The organism is Mesorhizobium sp. M4B.F.Ca.ET.143.01.1.1, from assembly GCF_004792275.1.
Taxonomy (GTDB): Bacteria; Pseudomonadota; Alphaproteobacteria; order Rhizobiales; family Rhizobiaceae; genus Mesorhizobium; species Mesorhizobium abyssinicae.
Map to the genome: position 1 here is coordinate 219,590 of NZ_SRSR01000006.1, position 16,904 is coordinate 236,493.

15 protein-coding genes are annotated in these 16,904 nt (G+C 61.5%); 5 read left to right on the plus strand and 10 right to left on the minus strand.

Annotated features, from left to right (window positions below; all coding sequences use genetic code 11):
• Positions 1-135: 135 nt before the first annotated feature.
• Together EN786_RS16990 and EN786_RS16995 are read right to left on the minus strand one after the other, a co-directional pair.
• Positions 136-759, minus strand: coding sequence for an NAD(P)-dependent oxidoreductase (locus EN786_RS16990; protein WP_127309190.1), 624 nt, complete (start codon positions 757-759; stop codon positions 136-138).
• 483 nt (positions 760-1,242) lie between these two features.
• Positions 1,243-2,121: a LysR substrate-binding domain-containing protein gene (locus EN786_RS16995; RefSeq protein ID WP_245478145.1), complete on the minus strand. Its 879-nt coding sequence runs from the start codon at positions 2,119-2,121 to the stop codon at positions 1,243-1,245.
• A 134-nt stretch (positions 2,122-2,255) separates the two neighbouring features.
• Between EN786_RS16995 and EN786_RS17000 the strand changes: the two genes are divergently transcribed.
• The 4 genes from EN786_RS17000 to EN786_RS17015 all read left to right on the plus strand — a co-directional run bounded on the left by EN786_RS17000 (position 2,256) and on the right by EN786_RS17015 (position 8,185).
• Positions 2,256-3,650 carry an FAD-binding oxidoreductase gene (locus EN786_RS17000; protein ID WP_127309191.1) on the plus strand — a complete coding sequence of 465 codons (1,395 nt, stop codon included), beginning with the start codon at positions 2,256-2,258 and terminating at the stop codon, positions 3,648-3,650.
• A gap of 10 nt (positions 3,651-3,660) precedes the next feature.
• Complete coding sequence (locus tag EN786_RS17005; RefSeq protein WP_245478146.1) at positions 3,661-4,848, plus strand: MFS transporter; 1,188 nt, start codon at positions 3,661-3,663, stop codon at positions 4,846-4,848.
• 504 nt (positions 4,849-5,352) lie between these two features.
• Positions 5,353-7,071, plus strand: a complete 1,719-nt coding sequence (locus EN786_RS17010) for an adenylate/guanylate cyclase domain-containing protein (RefSeq protein ID WP_127309192.1) — start codon at positions 5,353-5,355, stop codon at positions 7,069-7,071.
• Between the two features lie 367 nt (positions 7,072-7,438).
• Positions 7,439-8,185: a DUF4239 domain-containing protein gene (locus EN786_RS17015; RefSeq protein ID WP_245478147.1), complete on the plus strand. Its 747-nt coding sequence runs from the start codon at positions 7,439-7,441 to the stop codon at positions 8,183-8,185.
• Between the two features lie 76 nt (positions 8,186-8,261).
• Here the strand turns inward: EN786_RS17015 and EN786_RS17020 are convergent, their stop codons facing one another.
• The 6 genes from EN786_RS17020 to EN786_RS17050 form a co-directional block, all read right to left on the minus strand.
• Positions 8,262-8,774: an OmpA family protein gene (locus tag EN786_RS17020; RefSeq protein ID WP_127309194.1), complete on the minus strand. Its 513-nt coding sequence runs from the start codon at positions 8,772-8,774 to the stop codon at positions 8,262-8,264.
• Between the two features lie 9 nt (positions 8,775-8,783).
• On the minus strand, positions 8,784-9,443 hold the full coding sequence (locus EN786_RS17025; RefSeq protein ID WP_135908682.1) for a L,D-transpeptidase: 660 nt from the start codon (positions 9,441-9,443) through the stop codon (positions 8,784-8,786).
• 254 nt (positions 9,444-9,697) lie between these two features.
• The gene (locus EN786_RS17030; protein WP_127311510.1) at positions 9,698-11,782 is read right to left on the minus strand and encodes an adenylate/guanylate cyclase domain-containing protein; all 2,085 of its coding nucleotides are present in this window, start codon (positions 11,780-11,782) and stop codon (positions 9,698-9,700) included.
• A gap of 267 nt (positions 11,783-12,049) precedes the next feature.
• Positions 12,050-12,913 carry a hypothetical protein gene (locus tag EN786_RS17035; RefSeq protein WP_127283063.1) on the minus strand — a complete coding sequence of 288 codons (864 nt, stop codon included), beginning with the start codon at positions 12,911-12,913 and terminating at the stop codon, positions 12,050-12,052.
• A 579-nt stretch (positions 12,914-13,492) separates the two neighbouring features.
• Positions 13,493-14,155: a hypothetical protein gene (locus EN786_RS17045; protein ID WP_127283061.1), complete on the minus strand. Its 663-nt coding sequence runs from the start codon at positions 14,153-14,155 to the stop codon at positions 13,493-13,495.
• A gap of 310 nt (positions 14,156-14,465) precedes the next feature.
• Positions 14,466-14,696 carry a hypothetical protein gene (locus EN786_RS17050; protein ID WP_127283060.1) on the minus strand — a complete coding sequence of 77 codons (231 nt, stop codon included), beginning with the start codon at positions 14,694-14,696 and terminating at the stop codon, positions 14,466-14,468.
• A gap of 264 nt (positions 14,697-14,960) precedes the next feature.
• Between EN786_RS17050 and EN786_RS17055 the strand changes: the two genes are divergently transcribed.
• Positions 14,961-15,632, plus strand: coding sequence for a peroxiredoxin-like family protein (locus EN786_RS17055; RefSeq protein WP_135908684.1), 672 nt, complete (start codon positions 14,961-14,963; stop codon positions 15,630-15,632).
• Between the two features lie 32 nt (positions 15,633-15,664).
• On the opposite strand, the gene EN786_RS17060 is transcribed toward EN786_RS17055, so the two are convergent.
• On the minus strand, positions 15,665-16,381 hold the full coding sequence (locus EN786_RS17060) for a glutamine amidotransferase (protein ID WP_127287384.1): 717 nt from the start codon (positions 16,379-16,381) through the stop codon (positions 15,665-15,667).
• A gap of 35 nt (positions 16,382-16,416) precedes the next feature.
• Positions 16,417-16,893: a TerB family tellurite resistance protein gene (locus tag EN786_RS17065; protein ID WP_127311882.1), complete on the minus strand. Its 477-nt coding sequence runs from the start codon at positions 16,891-16,893 to the stop codon at positions 16,417-16,419.
• Between the last annotated feature and the right edge of the window lie 11 nt (positions 16,894-16,904).

Consider the following 16,904-nt stretch of genomic DNA (forward strand, 5'->3'; position numbering starts at 1 on the left):
TTCGGACTGCGAATCCTCGAGAGCTGACATTCAGGTTAGGTGGGTATCGTCGAGACATGACCCGATGCCGAAACATGGAAGCAGGTGGCCACAATCGAGAGAGGAGGGGTTGGGCATTCACGCAGCCTCCTGGAATCACACGTCGCTGAGCAAGGGCGCACTCCTGCGCTGCTTGGCTTGCGGGTTGACGATATCGGCATGTCCTTCGCCGCTCATCATCGCCCAGAGGTTCTTGGCCGCATGCCAGCCGATGGCCTGAGTTCCTTCAGTCGTCCAGGCCGCGACATGCGGCGTGCACAAGACGTTGGGTAGCGAAAACAGCGGATCGTCGGTCTTCGGCGGCTCCTGGTCGAACACGTCGAGCGCCGCACAGCGGACTGCCAGCATCAGAGCGACCGCGTGCTCGCTGACCGTGAAGATCTGAAAATCGTTCGGCGTGCTGGAAACCAGAATGCCGTGCTCGGTGGCGGCGTCGATGTCGATGCTGTCGACACCAATGCCATATTTGGAGATGTAGCGCAGATCCGGAAGCGCCTGCATGACACGCCGGGTGATGCGGGTGCCGCCTGCCCCCATCAAGGCGACACAGCCGTGTGCCTTGGCAATCAGCTCATCCTCGGTGAAGCGCTCGAACGGCATTTCCCAGAGCGCATTTCCGAAAATGACGTTGACTCCACGCTCGCGCAGCCAGTCCAGCGAGGCGTCAGTCGGGTCGTAGCGTTCAAATGCGAGAACGCTGGGCAAGCCTTGAGCGCTCATGATGGTGGCGATCTCCTCAAAAACCTTCGAATTGTCCAGACGGAAAACTTCTTACCGATTTCAATCCGCTTCAAGCGCCATCTAGTCCCGCAAGCCCGCCAGACGCCAGCCATCAACGAACGGCTGCGCATCACTCGGCCTCTTAAAAGGTGAGTTCGCCACCAAATCACCGACCCTCCAATTTGGATTGCCCGCAAGAAATAGGCGGGCTTCCTCCTCTGCCTCAGGAACGCGACCGGCAAGGGCAAGCGCGGGAACCAAGTGCTCCCTCGAACCCGTCCCGTACGTTTCTTCCCGGCTCAACGAAGCAACAGCTTCTTCATAGTGACCGGAGGAAATCTGCGCTATTCCCATGATCCAGAAATACCAACCGGGTGGACGAGGATTTATACGGAGGGCCGCGCCACAAGCTATCAGTGCCGCTTGCGGATCGCCTAAGTAGATCTGAAGCTCACCCATCCATGCAACCGCATGCGCCAGCCGTTAGATCACGGTTCTCATCCACGCCAGGAAAGACTCCATCACCGCGGATCGCTGACTGTGGTTTATCCATACGACATAGAAGCTGTAGCCCGGCAAGGACAATGGATGGGCTTTGACGAGCGTGCCAGTTTCCAGTTCACGGCCAACCACGACGTCACTTAAGATTGCAATGCCTTGCCCGGCGACAACTGCATCGATCGCATGCAGCTCTTCGCGAAAGCTCAAATCCCAGGCTTTGTCCGGGATCAGGTCCGGATCGATTGAACGCGCCGTTGCCAGCCATCGGCGCCAGGTGGGAGCGTCCGGATCCCGGTTCATCCAGTCAAAATGGATCAACGGATAGCGCAGTAGGTCGGCGGCACGCTCGACCGGCCGCCCATCGCCTGCCAGCAATCGCGGACTGCAAATCGGAAAGAAGGAATCGCGGCACAGCTCTTGCGCGGCAAATCCCAAAGGCGGGCGCCGTGTGTAGCGGACCGCCACATCGGCGGCGCCGGCGCGCAGATCGAGCAGCGCGTCCGTGCCGATGATCTCCAGGGGCACGGCCGGGTTGACCTCTCGCCATTTCGGCAACCGGGGCACGAGCCAGCGGCTCGCGAAAGCGTTCGGGCTTGTCACCCGCAACGGCGTTTGAACATCCGAGTCGGCGACCGCGGCAAGGGAACCAGCGAGAATATCAAAGCCGTTGCGCAGGATCGGGAACAGGCGCGCTCCCGCGCTCGTCAGCGCGAGCGGGCGCGGTCGGCGCTGGAACAGCTTCAGGCCGCATATCTCTTCCAGCAGGCGGACCTGGTGACTGATCGCCGTCGGGGTCACGCCGAGCTCCACCGCCGCGGCCTTGAAGCTGCCGTGCCGGGCAGCGGCCTCAAAGGCATGCAAGGCGCGGAGCGGCGGAGTGTTCCTCATGCTGCCAGTGTAGATGAATTCCTCTCACCTAGTAGCTAAGAATTTCGCTTTTGCAGAAGGCCGGACGCTATGAGACCGTGGTCCTGTTGGAACCGAGGACAGCAAGGATGGAGCTTCCGCGACAGACCGACGTGCCATCGGGCCGATCCGATTCCTCGATCACGGCGATCGAACAGTTCCGCCAAGGCTTACGGGGCGAACTGGTATTGCCGAAGGACGCTGCCTACGACAAAGCGCGCAGGGTCTGGAACGGGACGATCGACAAACGTCCCGCCGCAATCGTCTTTTGCGCCGATCCCGATGACGTCGTCCATGCCGTGACCTATGCCAGGTCGCAAGGCTGCCTCGTGGCGGTTCGCAGCGGCGGCCACAACGTCGCCGGTCTGTCCGTCTGCGACGATGGGATGGTGATCGATCTGTCCCGCATGAAGACGATCGCGGTCGATGCTGAGCGTCGCATCGCCAGGGCCGAGGCTGGTCTGACCCTCGGCGAGCTCGACGCTGCCACACAAGCGTATGGTCTTGCGACGACCATGGGCGTCAATGGCGACACCGGTATTGCCGGCCTCACGCTCGGTGGAGGCTTCGGCAAGCTCGGACGAAAGCACGGCCTGAGCTGCGATAATCTGATCGCGGCCGAAATTGTCACGGCCGATGGACAGCTGTTGCGAACAAGCGCCACTGAGCATCCCGACCTGTTCTGGGCCTTACGCGGCGGCGGCGGTAATTTCGGCATCGTGACGAGGTTCGAATACCGGCTGCACCCGATCGGCCCGTCGCTTCTCGTGGGCTCGGTGCTTCATGCTTACGATCATGCGCGCGAGGCCATGCGGTTCTACGACAGATTCTCCCGCGGCGCCCCGGACGAGGTGAGCGTCGACGCCGCGCTCGTCACGCTGCCCTCGGGTGACCGCGCCTTCAATATCTCGGCTTGCTATGTCGGGTCGCCCGAAGCGGGCGAATCCGTCATCGCGCCGCTGATGCAATTCGGATCGCCCATCGACAGCCGCCTTCAGGCCGTTCCTTATCTCCAGATTCAATCGGCGGGCGACAGCCTCTTTCCGCGCGGGCGGCGCTATTACTGGAAGGCGCAGTTCCTGCGCGAGATCAGCGATGGTGCGATCGAGGCGCTGCTCGGCAGTTACGCGAGGGCTCCCAATCATTCGTCCCTGCTGGTTTTCCAGCAGGTCGGCGGCGCGATCGCTCGCGTGCCCGCGTCACACTCGCCCTATGCCAACCGCGACGCGGCCCTTGACTGCTTCCCGATCGCCATCTGGGACAATCCGGCCGATGACGAGGCGAACATCCGCTGGGCGCGCGAGTTGTGGAACGCGGTCAGACCATTCTCCACCGGCGGTGTCTATGCCAACAATCTCGGCGATGAGGGCGACGAGCGCGTGCGGGATGCTTACGGCGGAAATTATGCGCGCCTCGTCGCCATCAAGAAGCAATACGACCCGACCAATTTCTTCCGGTTGAACCAAAACATACGGCCTGGCTAGTTCGGGCTCCGTGGGGGGAACCGTGCGCAGTCGCTGGACAATCCTTGCGGTCCTGTTCGTCGCCCGCACCGCAATGGCCTTTCAATTTCAGAGCATTGCCGCTGTCGCGCCCCTTGTCGGCGACAGCCTCGGGGCGAGCCTGGCCGACATCGGGATTCTGATCGGCCTTTATCTGGCGCCGGGGGTCGCACTGGCCCTGCCCGGCGCGACGATCGGCCAGCGCCATGGCGACAAGTCGACCGTTCTCGCCGGCCTGCTGATGATGCTGGCGGGTGAAATGCTGACGACGGCTTCGACATCCTGGAGCCTGCAGATCGGTGGCCGACTGATCGGCGGCACAGGCGGTGTCCTCCTGAATGTCCTGATGACCAAGATGGTCGCCGACTGGTTTGCCGGCCGGGAGATCGCAACCGCGATGGCTATCTACATCAACTCGTGGCCAGCGGGTATCGCCATCGCTCTCATGCTGCTGCCGGCAATCGGGACGACGTTCGGGATGGCCGCAGTCGGCCTTGCCGTTTCGGTTCTGATTATGGTTGGCATCGGCCTCATGGCCTTCGTCTATCGCGCCCCGGAGGCGTCACATGCCGGGAGAATAGCGCGCTTGGCCATTTCAGCCGGTACAAGCTATGCGCTGGTCACCGCCGGCCTGATCTGGTGCCTCTACAATGTCGGCTTCGCAATGGTCTTCAGCTTCGGTCCCGAGATGCTTGTCGATCGCGGATGGTCCAACGCGGCGGCAGGCTCGGCGATCAGTGTCGTGCTTTGGCTGGCTATGCTTTCAGTCCCGCTGGGTGGCTTGCTGGTCGATCGCACCAGACGGGGCGGTGCGATTCTCACTCTAGGCTGTGCGGGTTTCGCAATGCTGATGCTCCTTCTGTCGCGGAACGGACCATTGCTGCCCCTCATCATCGCCACGGGGATCGTATGCGGCCTGCCGGCCGGCGCGATCATGAGCTTGCCCACGCGCGTGCTCGATCAAAGGACGCGATCGATCGGGATGGGAGTGTTCTACACCGTCTACTATGCCGGCATGCTGGCCGCGCCAGCGATCGGCGGCAGGCTTGCCGTTTGGGCTGGCACCGCGACGGCCGCGCTCGACCTGGGCGCTGCCGCCCTCCTCATTTGCCCTTTTCTTCTGTGGCCATTCCACCGGTTCACCCGCCTGTCACAGGCGATGGTGGATCCAATCGGGTAAGACGGCTCTGCATTTCCGTTCGTCGGTTAGACCTTCACTTGGCATCACCAGGTCGCGAGTGCAGTCGCTGCACATCAGCTTTCAGGAAATGCAAAGGTGAACTATACGGCCGACATGCAGCGCAAAGCCGCGGTTCCTTCGGCATGCGAAACTGAACGGATCCGCGTCAAAGGCGACCCTAAACGTGCGATTATCGAGACGCGGAAAGGCCGTTCTGGCGTTTGTATGCGAAGCGAATAGCGGACATTTTAACCGATGGAGCTAAGGTCCTGAATTGGACCCGAAGCCGTCACTGTCCGATTGCGGGGCAACTGCCGCGAACAAGCAGCAGGTAAGGTGGGACCCGCTCGTCAGTGGCGCTGCGGCAGGGATCGCCAAGGCGTCGCGCGAGTCATAGCCTCAAGAAGCGTGATCTGTGGTATGATAGACCGGTGAGGGCACGCTGGAGGCGCCGGTCCCTCGGGCCCGCGGCTTGCGTGTCGCGAATCTTGACTGGGGCTCAACATGGAGCGGAAGCTCGCTGCCATCCTTGCCATCGATGTCGTAGGGTACTCGGCGCTCATGGAGGCGGATGAAGCGGGCACCTTCGATCGGCTGAAACGTGGCCGCAAAGAGCTGTTCGAGCCGGAAATCGAGACGCGACACGGGCGAATCTTCAAGCTGATGGGAGACGGCCTGCTGGCGGAGTTCGGCAGCGTGGTAGATGCAGTCGAATGCGCGGTCACGCTTCAGCGCGGCATGGCGGAACGTAACGCGAGCGTCGCCGAAGACCAGCGCTTCGAAGTCCGGATCGGAATCAACCTTGGGGAAGTGATCGTCGAAGGGGACGATCGCTATGGCGAGGGTGTGAATGTGGCGTCGCGCCTCCAACAACTCGCCGAGCCCGGTGGCATCTGCGTTTCGGAGAAGGTGTCCAAGGAGGTTAGGCAGAAGCTAGCGTTTGCGTTCGAGCCCATGGGCGAGCAGCGGGTGAAGAACATAGCCGAGCCGGTATACTGCTATCGCGTGAACCTGCAGCTTCCGAGAGCGGCTCCGGTAGGGCGACTGGCATCGCTGGAACTGCCCGACAGGCCCTCGATCGCGGTCTTGCCTTTTACCAACATGAGCAACGATCCGGAGCAGGAAACCTTTGTCGACGGCTTGACCGAAGACTTGATCACCGACCTGTCTCGCTCAGCCGGCCTCTTCGTCATCGCGCGCAACTCGACCTTTGCTTACAAGGGGCGGTCGGTCGATGTGCGTTTGGCCGCGCGTGATCTTGGGGTGCGCTATGTGATTGAAGGCAGCGCCCGGCGCGCCGCGGGGCGCGTGCGCATCAATGCGCAGCTGATCGACGCGGTCGGCGGCGATCATATCTGGGCCGAGCGTTACGACAGCAGCCTCGAGGATATCTTTGCAGTGCAGGATGAGGTCACGGCCAAGATCGTCGAAGCCCTCGTCGGTCGATTGGCCGGACAGCCGGCGCGCAAACGGCCGACGAGTCTCGAAGCGTATGACCTCTGTGTGCGAGCCCGCGGTGTCAGTTTTCAGACCGGGTTAGGCGCGCGGGAAGCGCGCACCCTCCTGGAAAAGGCGATCGGACTCGATCCCGACTATGCCGAAGCACATAGCTTGCTGGCCCTCAATCTTTGGCTCGGCTGGCTGTTCTGGAACGAGCCGAGGGAAACCAACCAGCCTCGCGCCCTCGCGGAAGCTCAGCGGGCAGTGGCGCTCGACCCTAACGATGCCGGGAACCGCTGGTTGCTGGGTATCATACTTAGTCACGAACGGCGCTTCCCGGAATCGGATGCTGAGTTCGAAGCGACCTTCAAGCTCGATCCCAATCATGCCGATGCCTGGGCGATGCGCTCGGATCTCATCACCTTAAGGGGCGACGCCGTCAAGGGCGTCGAATTTGTGAAGCGGGCGTTGCGGCTCAATCCGCACCCTCCGGGATGGTACTACTGGATGGCCGGTCAAGCCTATTATGCGCTCGGCGACTATCAATCTGCGGTCGAGGCCTTACGCAGGCCGGAAACCTACCGCACCACGTCGCGGCGCATCTTAGCGGCAGCCCTTGCGCAGCTCGGGCGCCTTGATGAAGCTCGTCAAGAGGCGGAATTCTTCCTGATGAGCGATCCCCATTTCAGCATCGGGCACTGGGCAACATCACAGCCATTCGACGACGAGGAAGTGCTCCAGCGCTTCGTCGAAGGCTACCGCAAGGCTGGCCTTCCCGACTAAAGGGCGCATCCTTTGGATCGCCGGCTTGCTCTCGTCAGATATAGGCTCGTCTTTTGACTATGAGGGCAATGCCCGTGGGTTTCATCGATCAATGTCCGTTGAGGGCGCAAACGCCCCTCACCTTCGCCCTGTTCACTCAGATGTCTGCTATTGGGGTGCGGGCAGGATCCGTGCGACGACCGAGATTAGGCGCAAAGCTGACACTCGCTGCCATGCGTAGAGATTGTCGACACGAAGGAACACAGTGGCATTGCCACGAGCGGAATGACGGCCTTACAAACGCCTGACGACGAATTCTCAGGATAGGGCAGGGGCTACTATGAGTGGCTGGTTGCATACTCTTCCACTCGCTTGGATGGCTGTCGTAGTGTTCGGGGCCACCTATATCGTCGCCTTGATCTTGCACCAAGTCATCGCCGCTCTGTCTGCGGGCTCCACGGCGCGGTCATTCAAGGCGCTTTCGCCTGGCATGTTGCCGCCGCTCGGGATCATCTTTGGCCTATTTGTGGCGTTCACCGCGGCTCAGGTCTGGAGCGACAACGATCGCGCCAATGCGGCAGTCAATCGTGAGGCCAGTGCGTTGCGGTCGGTCGTGGTTCTGGCGAGCAGCTTTCCAGGGCAGCCCGAGGCGCGCCTACGGGCGCTGGTGCGCAGCTATATCGAGGAAACGACGAGCCAGGAGTGGCCGCTGATGGCCGAGAGCGCGGCGACCCTCACCATAATCCCGCCGCCGCTTCACCAGGCGCTGCGGACGACGCTGGCTTTGGCGCCAGGCAATCCCGGCCAGGAGATCGCGCAGCGCGAGATGACGAGGGCGCTTGAAGACGCCTTCGAGGCGCGTCGCCAACGGGTTCTCGTCAGCTCGGCACAGGTCAACCCCACGAAGTGGGCCTGCCTGATCCTGCAAGCCTTCTGTGCTCTTCTCGCGATCGCGGTCGTCCATAGTGACAACCGAATGGCATCGGCGATCGCTCTTGGAAGTTTTGCGACCGGCGTGGCGGCATCCGTTCTGCTAATTCTCGCCCACGACCGGCCCTTCACGGGAGAGATCGCAGTATCACCGCAACCGTTGCTGCAGGTCATGCCGGAAGCCAATGCGGGCGGCGGTGGATGATACAGGCAGGAGTGCCACGACGGGCAAATTCCGTCGCGTTGTGAGGCTCTGATTTGGTGACAGGTAAAACTGCCCCCTACGAGTCGTCCCTCTCGTCGCGCAGATTGGACACAACGCGGCGGTTCTGCGACCTGCAGGCGGTGTCGGGACAGTCGCGGACCAGCCTGTCCTTGCCGTAGCCCTTGGCCCACATGCGGTTGCGGTCTATACCGCCGGCGGCGAGGTAGTTCATCACGGCATCGGCGCGCTGCTGCGACAGCGCCGTTTCGCTTGCGCCGGGATCGTCGGCGAAACCCTGCAGCTTGAGCAGCCAGCGCGGATACTTTGCCAACCAGGCGATCTGGGTGTCGAGGGTGGTCTTGGCGACAGAATCGAGCTCCGCCGAACCTTTCGTGAAAAAGGTGCGGCGGCCGACATTGAGGATAAAATCCTCCTCGCTACCCGGCTGCACGTTTTGGAAGCCAGCAATCTCGGCGTTGGTGACGTCGGGCGTGGGCGGGGCCAGCGTGTTGCTGGTCGAGCAGGATGCGGCCACCACCAGCAGGCCGGCGGCGAGCAGCCGACGCGTGTTTTCAATCATCCGGTCCATGGTGCGCCATCATTCGACAGTGGTGGAAGCGGGCGCCTGGTCGGCGATGTGCGGCAGGACCTCCACCGCAGTGCCGATCGGGCACCGCTGGTAGAGGTCGATGATGTCTTCCGGGAACATGCGGATGCAGCCGCTGGAAGCGTCGGTGCCGATGCTCCATGGCTCCAGCGTGCCATGCAGGCGGTAGCCGATGTCGGCGCCGTCGCGGTACAGATAGAGCGCGCGCGGCCCGAGCGGATTGTTGGGCGCGCCGCCTGCGATCATGGGCGGTAGCTCCGGCCTGCGCTTAAGCATTTCGGGGGGCGGGACCCATTGCGGCCACAGCGCCCGGCGGTCGATCGTCGCGCGGCCGTACCATTTGAAGCCCTCCTTGCCGACGCCGACGCCGTAGCGGATGGCGGTCTTGTTTTCCATGATGAGGTAGAGAAAGTGGTGGCGGGTATCGACCACGACGGTGCCGACCGACTCACTGCTGAAATACTTGACGATCTGGCGATGCCATCGCTTGTCGATCTTGGCGAAGTTGGTCTTGCGATAGACAAAATTGTTGTCGGTGGCGGTACCGGCGAAAAAGGATTTTGCCGCCGCGGCTCGAACAGTATTGCCGGTTGCACCGACCGCGACCAGTGCCAGGCCGCCGGTCACGACACCCCTGCGTGATAAAACCATCGGCAATCCCCCATGCCTTTAGGCTGGCAAACCATAGTTGAGAACTATTTCGCCTCAAAGTGGAAAATGCCGCAGTTAGCCGGAAGCCGTCCGTCCGCTTTTGGGGGGTGAGCGCGACAAGGCATTTCGACTTCGGAGCTCATCCCGGTCGTCGGCAACATTTCCGCCGTCCCCAAAGCAGCCACTTTGCCATTTGTGGCTTGATCTTGGATCGCTCATTGAACGCATGAACACCAGCGGAGCTGCCCCCGCGACTAGAACCTCAACACCCAGGCTTCCACTTTTCCCTTGCCTTTGACTTCGATGGCGCCCCGCGGCTCGAAGACGAATTGGTGCTTGAGCTGTTCGTAGACGGGGCGCGTGACCTGAACAGAATCGGGAACTCCGCCAGACTCCATGCGGCTCGCCAGGTTCACCGTGTCACCCCATAAATCATAGATGTACTTACTCTTCCCAATGACTCCGGCGACCACTGGCCCGCTGTTGACGCCAACCCTGAGCTTCATCGAGACGTTGTGTTCCATCGCATGCTCACGGGTAATGTGGACCATGCGGATGGCCATGCGGACCATGCGCTCGGCGTGGTTGGCCATCGGCACGGGCAGGCCGCACACCGCCATATAGGAGTCGCCCACCGTCTTGATCTTCTCGATGCCAAGATCGTTGGCGGCAACGTCGAAGCGCGTAAAGAGTCCGTTGAGAAACATCACGACATCGTGCGGCGGCATTTCCGATGTCAGTGCCGTGAACCCGACCAGGTCTGCGAAGGCGACCGTGACCTCGGCGAAGCCGTCGGCGATCCTCTCCTCGCCAGCGCGCAGCCGATTGGCGATCGGTGCCGGCAGGACGTTGAGCAGCAGCTGCTCATTCTCGCGGTTCTTGTTCTCGATCACGACATTCTTCTGGCGCAGATCCTCAACCATGCCATTGAAGGCCGAGCAGAGTTCGCCAATCTCGTCGCGCGTGCGGACCGGCACGCTGGTCGCATAGTCGCCGGCAGAGAAGCGTTTCACCCCGGCAGTGAGATCGCGGAGCGGTCCGAGCAGCGCGCGCGAAAGCCAGGCGGCGGTGGCCGCGACCACAAGCATCGCCAGTCCTCCGACGAGCAACAGATCCCGGCGGAGTTCGGCGATCGGTGCGAAGGCCTCGGCGCTGTCGACCTTGGCGACGAGAGCCCACTTGAGGTCGGAAATCGCGAGCGGTCCCCATGAAGCGAGCGTTGGGACGCCACGGTATCCGATGATCTCGCCCGTGCCCTCGACACCGGCGAGCGCGGCACGGGAGGCCTCGGTGTCAATGCGCTGATGCAGTACTGGTGTCCCGTAACGCTGAATGGCGGCGATCTCCTCTTCCGAGGCGCCGACGGACCTGAGGTCGGCGAAGAAGCTATCCCGGTTCTCGTAGAATGCCCGCGGGCCAGAACGCGCCAGATAATCGGGTCCGACGAGATAGGCCCCACCTGTGTCGCCGAACCCTTCCTGCCGCCAGCGGCGGTTACCGGTGACAACGCTGTCGATCTCATCATTCGACAGTTTCGCGACCAGCACGCCGATGACGGCGCCCTGGGCAATCACCGGTGCTGCCATGAAGGCGATCGGCGCGCCGCCTGACGGCGCATAAGAGGCGAAATCCACGAGGCAGATGGCTGACGGGTCTGCGATCTGCGAGCAGCGAGCGACGGCAGCCGCGACGTTGGCGCTGCGATACGGACCCAACTGAAGAGACGTGGTGAAATCCACCTCCTTCTCGACCGTATAGATCAGGCGACCTGATTTGGGGTCGGCAATCATGAGATCGAAAAAGCCCACCGTGGTAGCCGCAGCGCGCATCAATGGGTGATATATGGCATGCAGCCTGGAGTATTCGCTTCCGTCGCCGGCGTCGTCGAGAAGCTTGCGCCGCTCCGCGGGGTTCGGATTTTCCACAATGTAGTGATACTGCAGATCGTAGGGGGCACCATCGACCGGCAGGTAGTCCGACAGGGCCGGTTCCCTGCCCAGGGTGCGCGTCATTCCGGGGATGAAGTTCTCAGCGTACCAATCGCCAACCCTCTGCCGCAGCTCAGGCGGCGCGCCTGCCCGGTCGAGTTGCTCGACCGCGGTCCGGAACTCGCGTGTCGCATCGACCACCATCTTGGAAGTCGCAAGCAGTCGCAGTTCCGCCTGGATCGTGCGGAAGTAGTTTTCAACCTGGCGCGTCTTGGTCTGGCGAGCGGCCGTGAGTTGGTCAAAGACTGCTTTTTCGAGAGCGTCGCGGGCGCGGAAGTAACCGAGCGCCCCGCTGACCATGACCGCGATGGCGCCAAGAAGGACGAGGGTTGTAAACAGCTTTGCAGCCAATCCCCAGCCCGCGTGGCTGGATGAGCCCGTTACATCTGAAGACGACACGAGATCTTACTTTGCTTTTGCGTTAGGGGCGTCGCGTCTGACGGCAAGCCAGAATCGTGTTTCATCTGTTTCCCCCTTCTCCCTCGCATATGCATAGCAAATTTGCTGCGAGACGTGTGCGGGAATGCGTTGTCGATTTGCCAGTGGGACCGCACGGCAGAAGCGTCGCGGTCGCACGGACACCGTCCGCTTGTTCTATCACTCATCGCACTGCGGCAGTCAGGGTCGGCGGCTTGTCTCGCTGCCCCAGGTCGGGTTCTGCAAATCTCCGTGCAGGCAATAGTCGAAAGCATGGCACGCGTCGGTAGCGGGCCGGGTTTCCCAGAATGAACAGGCGAGATTCGCCGTCCGCACGACGCGCTCTCGCGCTTGCTCAACGCCCATGCCGAGGATCAGGGAACCGTCCTTGCGCTCGCGTAGCCACTTCTCAATGCCATGTCCCAGATCTTGCGCGTATTTGAAACTCAGGCTCATCGTGAGATTGGTTTCCAGGGCGGCTGTGGTCGCATCAGGCCAAAGCGGAGCAAGCGCAAGTTCCGATCTTGTCATCTCGCCTTCTCGCAGGACAGCGCAATCCGCCGCTATGGCGACGCGTTGCGCCGCCCGCCACCTGGCCATGTCATCGCGTCCGGTCGGACCGTATATGCTGAGCGTGTCGAGCAAATCCCGATAGGAGCGGTCCCGATCGAATGCGAGGTGGCGAAATTCCAGCGCCGCAATCGCTTCGACAAGCGAAACTCCCCTTCGAGCAGCTTCGGTCGCGTCCTGCCAGGCAGCAACGGCATAGTCGCTGCTTATTATATTGCGCTGGTAGAAGTCGGGAAGCGCCTCGTCGAGTTTGGCCAGCGGCGTCGCAAGGGCCTCGAAGGCCTCACGCCGCGCATCGTTGCGAACACCATCGAATACGAATTCGCTCCAGGTGACGAAGATTGCCCGGATTGAATGCAAGCGAATGGGAAGCTCTATTTCGCGCCCCAATCCCCAGGGCCCATCGCCAATGCGTGCAATTCCAGGGAAGGCGCGCATCGCCGCTCGCAATGCGACCAGGCGCTTGCTCGCATCGTCGGAGATGCTGGCCAGCATGGCGCGAGGCGAAACATCGTCCGCAAGTCGCTCGCTCCAGAATCTGAGCCGTTCAGATGGGTGCATTGGGTCTCGGGATCGGCTTGCCGGTAGTGGGAAGCCAATCTTGCCACATAGTACCTAAGATTGCCTGCACGTGACGTCAGCACGGCGAACCGCCGGACCGGCCAGGTGGGTCATCGCGTGCCACTAACCTGTCCTGCCGACCTGGTTCACCATAACCTGCTGCATGAAACGCCTGATCGGCACGATTGGAATGTTTGGGCTGGGCAATTCGCGCCTAATCTTCTCGATTTGAACTCGGGTGAGGCCTTTCCCAGCGCCGATATGGCCTATCGCGCCGCGGCCATGAGCCAGGGCGTCGCGATCGGAGACCTCTCCGTGCTCCACGAGGAGATCACCACCGGGGAACTGGTCCTATCGCTGCGTTCCGCAAATGGGTTTCGGAGGAAGCCGCGCGGTCCTGAAGGCCGCGCCTGCGCCTCACTGCACCCAGCTTGACTCCACCTCTCGCCAGCTCCAACAGCTCATAGACTGCGGCCGGGCTGCCATGGGACGAACGCGTAGGCTCAGGTCTTCTCACTTCTTTCTAGCGCGATACACACCGCCATCACGTGCTAAAGGCTCTACATCTCGACAATCAGGAGGAGCTTTAACGGCGGCCATCAGTGCCAATAGGTACGGAATTCGGAACTCGTCCCTATTGCTTTCTTGGATCTTATTCACGGCGACCGAACTGACAGAGTAGTCTGGACAGGTAATGGAAGCCCCGAGATATCCACCCCATGCCACCGCTGCTGCGTGGATTTTATACTGTGAACTGCCACGCGGCGTCGCATCGAGTAGACTTAGCATCTCTTCGCGGGGATTCGAGGTTCCAATATCGAAATCAAGAATTTCAGCGCCCAGGTCATCACACTCTTCTCCGGGTATCCCGCCGTCTTTCACGCTCCAAGTGCTTTGGGCGTCGAAGTAGATTTTTTGTACCAGTGTGATATCTGAAGGGCTAAGACTCCAAGTCAGCCTTTTGTAGTAATTTTCCAATGCCTTAATATCTATCAGTGGAACCAAATCGCATTTATCGTCAAATTCTTTGTGTAGCGTCAGAGCGTTCATCATGCGGCCGAGTATGTTGGCGCGATACAACGAATCTCGGCTGGCCACGTTGTGATAGACCTCCTTCGCCAAAACGGTCGACGACGCGAGAGAAGCGAGAAACGACAACAGAAGGATGAAACGCACTTCGACGCCCTTTCCGCGAACGCAGCCATCTTAAGCAGCAAACCTAAAGACGAACTGATCTGAAAACAATGTAGGGGCGAAGCAAGCAGGGCCCGAACTTAACCATTTCTTTTCATGGCAAGCAGTTCGCGGTGGATCGGGTGGGGAACAGTGCCTGCTTGCGCGAAAGGCGTGCCGGTCTCAACCGCGCCAATGTCCGGCGTCAGAGAGCGGACCCACCTCCGGAATGACGATATGAGGTGCAGAACTGTCGTTCACTTCGGCCAATCAGGCTGCGCCGTCGATGAACGAGATAGAGGCGCGAGCAGACTTACTCCGAAAAGCTCACGCTCACGCCGCGCTGCCGAAAATAGGCCTGCATCAACTTGCGACCGGAGCGGTTGCTCTGCGCCAATTTGGCCGGATCGAACACCGCCTGTTTTTTCCCCTCTCGTGCCAGCGCCGCCTTGAGTGTCGCGATATGTGCATCGATGTCGGCATTGTCCGCTCGGAGTGAGGCGTAGATGTTCTCGGTCGCCTCGGCCACAGTGAGTTCGTTCACAGCTGTCGTCCTTTGATTGATTTGAGCGGCGCTTAGCACAGATTCGCGGCGCCGCCGAGAGCGACACCAGCGCCATCTGGTAAGCGTGGCCCTCCTTAAGAACGCCTTAGCGTCCGCCCACTCCGTGCTATAATTGGACTATCGACGCCGACCTGACTAAGGCCGACCGCGATTTCAGCATGCCCAAGGACGTATGTGCCGCACATGAGCTCAAGCCGCCCGCCCGCACATCCGTCGTGAATTGACCCGGGAGGAGGGATCAGCATGCCAGAACGTCTCAACATAGGCCCGCTGCAACTTGGCGAAACGGCGCCCAATTTCGTGCTCGACGCCATTACCCGCGAGGGCAAGATCGCCATCGACGATTTCCGAGGCGAGAAACCAGTGCTGGTCGGACTGTATAGAGGCTTGCATTGCCCCTTTTGCAGGCGCCATATCGCCATACTTTCGCAACTCACCCCAGCCCTCAATGCGAAGGGCATCGAAAGCCTGACGGTGGTAAACACCCCTGTCGAGCGGGCGCGCCTTTATCTCCGCTACCATCCGATGCTAGGCCTCGCGGCATCCGATCCGGAGCGGACTTCACACCGCGCCTTTGGGTTGCCGAATATGCAGATCACCGAAGACGAGAGCGCATGGCCGCAAAAGGTTTCGATGAGCGATGTGAAGTCGATACGGGTCGAATTGCCGGACGAGATGCCGGAACCGATGGACCCGTTTGCGGCGCTCGAATATCTGAACAAGAAAGACGGCTACGACATCACTGAAGCGGATCAACAGATGATGGCAACCGGCATAGGGCAGCTCGTCGGCCAGTTCCTGCTGGACCGCGATGGCGTCGTTCGCTGGGCCTCCAACGAGGTCCTCGATGGCGGCCTGTTCGGCGCCCCGAACACTCGGGAGCTGATGTCGGCAGCGTCACAAATCGGAAGCTAAGGTCAAGCTCCGCTGCTCAAAGCAATTGGTCTTTACCCCACCGCCGGCTTGCCGAAGATCAGCCCCAGGAATTCGCCCAGCCAGCGTTTCAGATGCATGTCCCAGATCAGCCGGCCGCCGAGATGGTCGCGGCCGGGCTGCGCGCCGGGCAGTTCGAAGCGGTGCGCGCCGCGCACCACCCAGCGCTGCATCATCACCCGGGTCAGTTCGCCATGGAACTGGATGCCCCAGGCATTGTCGCCATAGCGGAAGGCCTGGTTGGGATAGGTCTCGGCCGTCGCCAAGAGCGTCGCATCCTTCGGCAGCGAAAAACCCTCGCGATGGAACTGGTAGACCATCTCCGGCCAGTGCATCAGCTTCTTGCCGGCCTCGGTCGCCTTCAGCGGATACCAGCCGATCTCGACCAGCCCCTCGCCGTGGCCCTCGACCTTGCCGCCGAGATGGTTGACCAGCATCTGCGCGCCCAGGCAGATGCCGAGCAATGGCCGGTTCTCCTTCAGCGGAATGTTGAGCCAGTTGGTCTCGCGGCGGACGAAATCGTCCTCGTCATTGGCGCTCATTGGCCCGCCGAACACCACCGCTCCGGCATGGCCGTCCAGCGTGCCCGGCAATTCATCGCCGAGCGGCGGCCGGCGGATGTCGAGATCGAAGCCTTCTTCCAGAAGCATGTGGCCGACGCGACCGGGGCTCGAACTCTCCTGATGCAGCACGATCAGGATCTTTGGTTTCGAACGCGGTCTCGGCGGCATCGGAAGGCGGAACCCCTGTCTATTCGTCGCCCAGTCTATTCGTCACTTGGGGTTCCGCGAGCGCCGGGCGCCTGCGCGGCGGCCTTCTGGCGCGCCTCGACGCGGTCGCGCCGCTCGACGCCGATCAGCTCGGCGACGCGCCACACCGTGTTGTCCTCCAGCTCGTGCAGTTCGCCGTCGGCATAGACGATCTCCCACATCAGGCCGACGAACGCCTTGCGCGCCTCGGCGTCGAGATGGCGCTTCAGCACGCTGGTGAAGGCATAGAGGTCTATCGCCTCATTGTCGGCCCGCTCGCCGGCGGCGGCCAGCGCGTCGAGCTCTTCGCCGCTGATCGAATAGGTCTGCGCCAACACAGCCTTGAACCGCTCCCACTCGACATCCTGGCGCACGCCGTCGGCGCTCATCACGTGGTAGAGCAGCGCCGACGCGGCGACGCGCGGATCGTCCGCGTTGGCGCGGGCAGCACCCGCCGGCAGATCCCTCAGGAAAGACAGGACACGTTCGAACATCACATCATTCC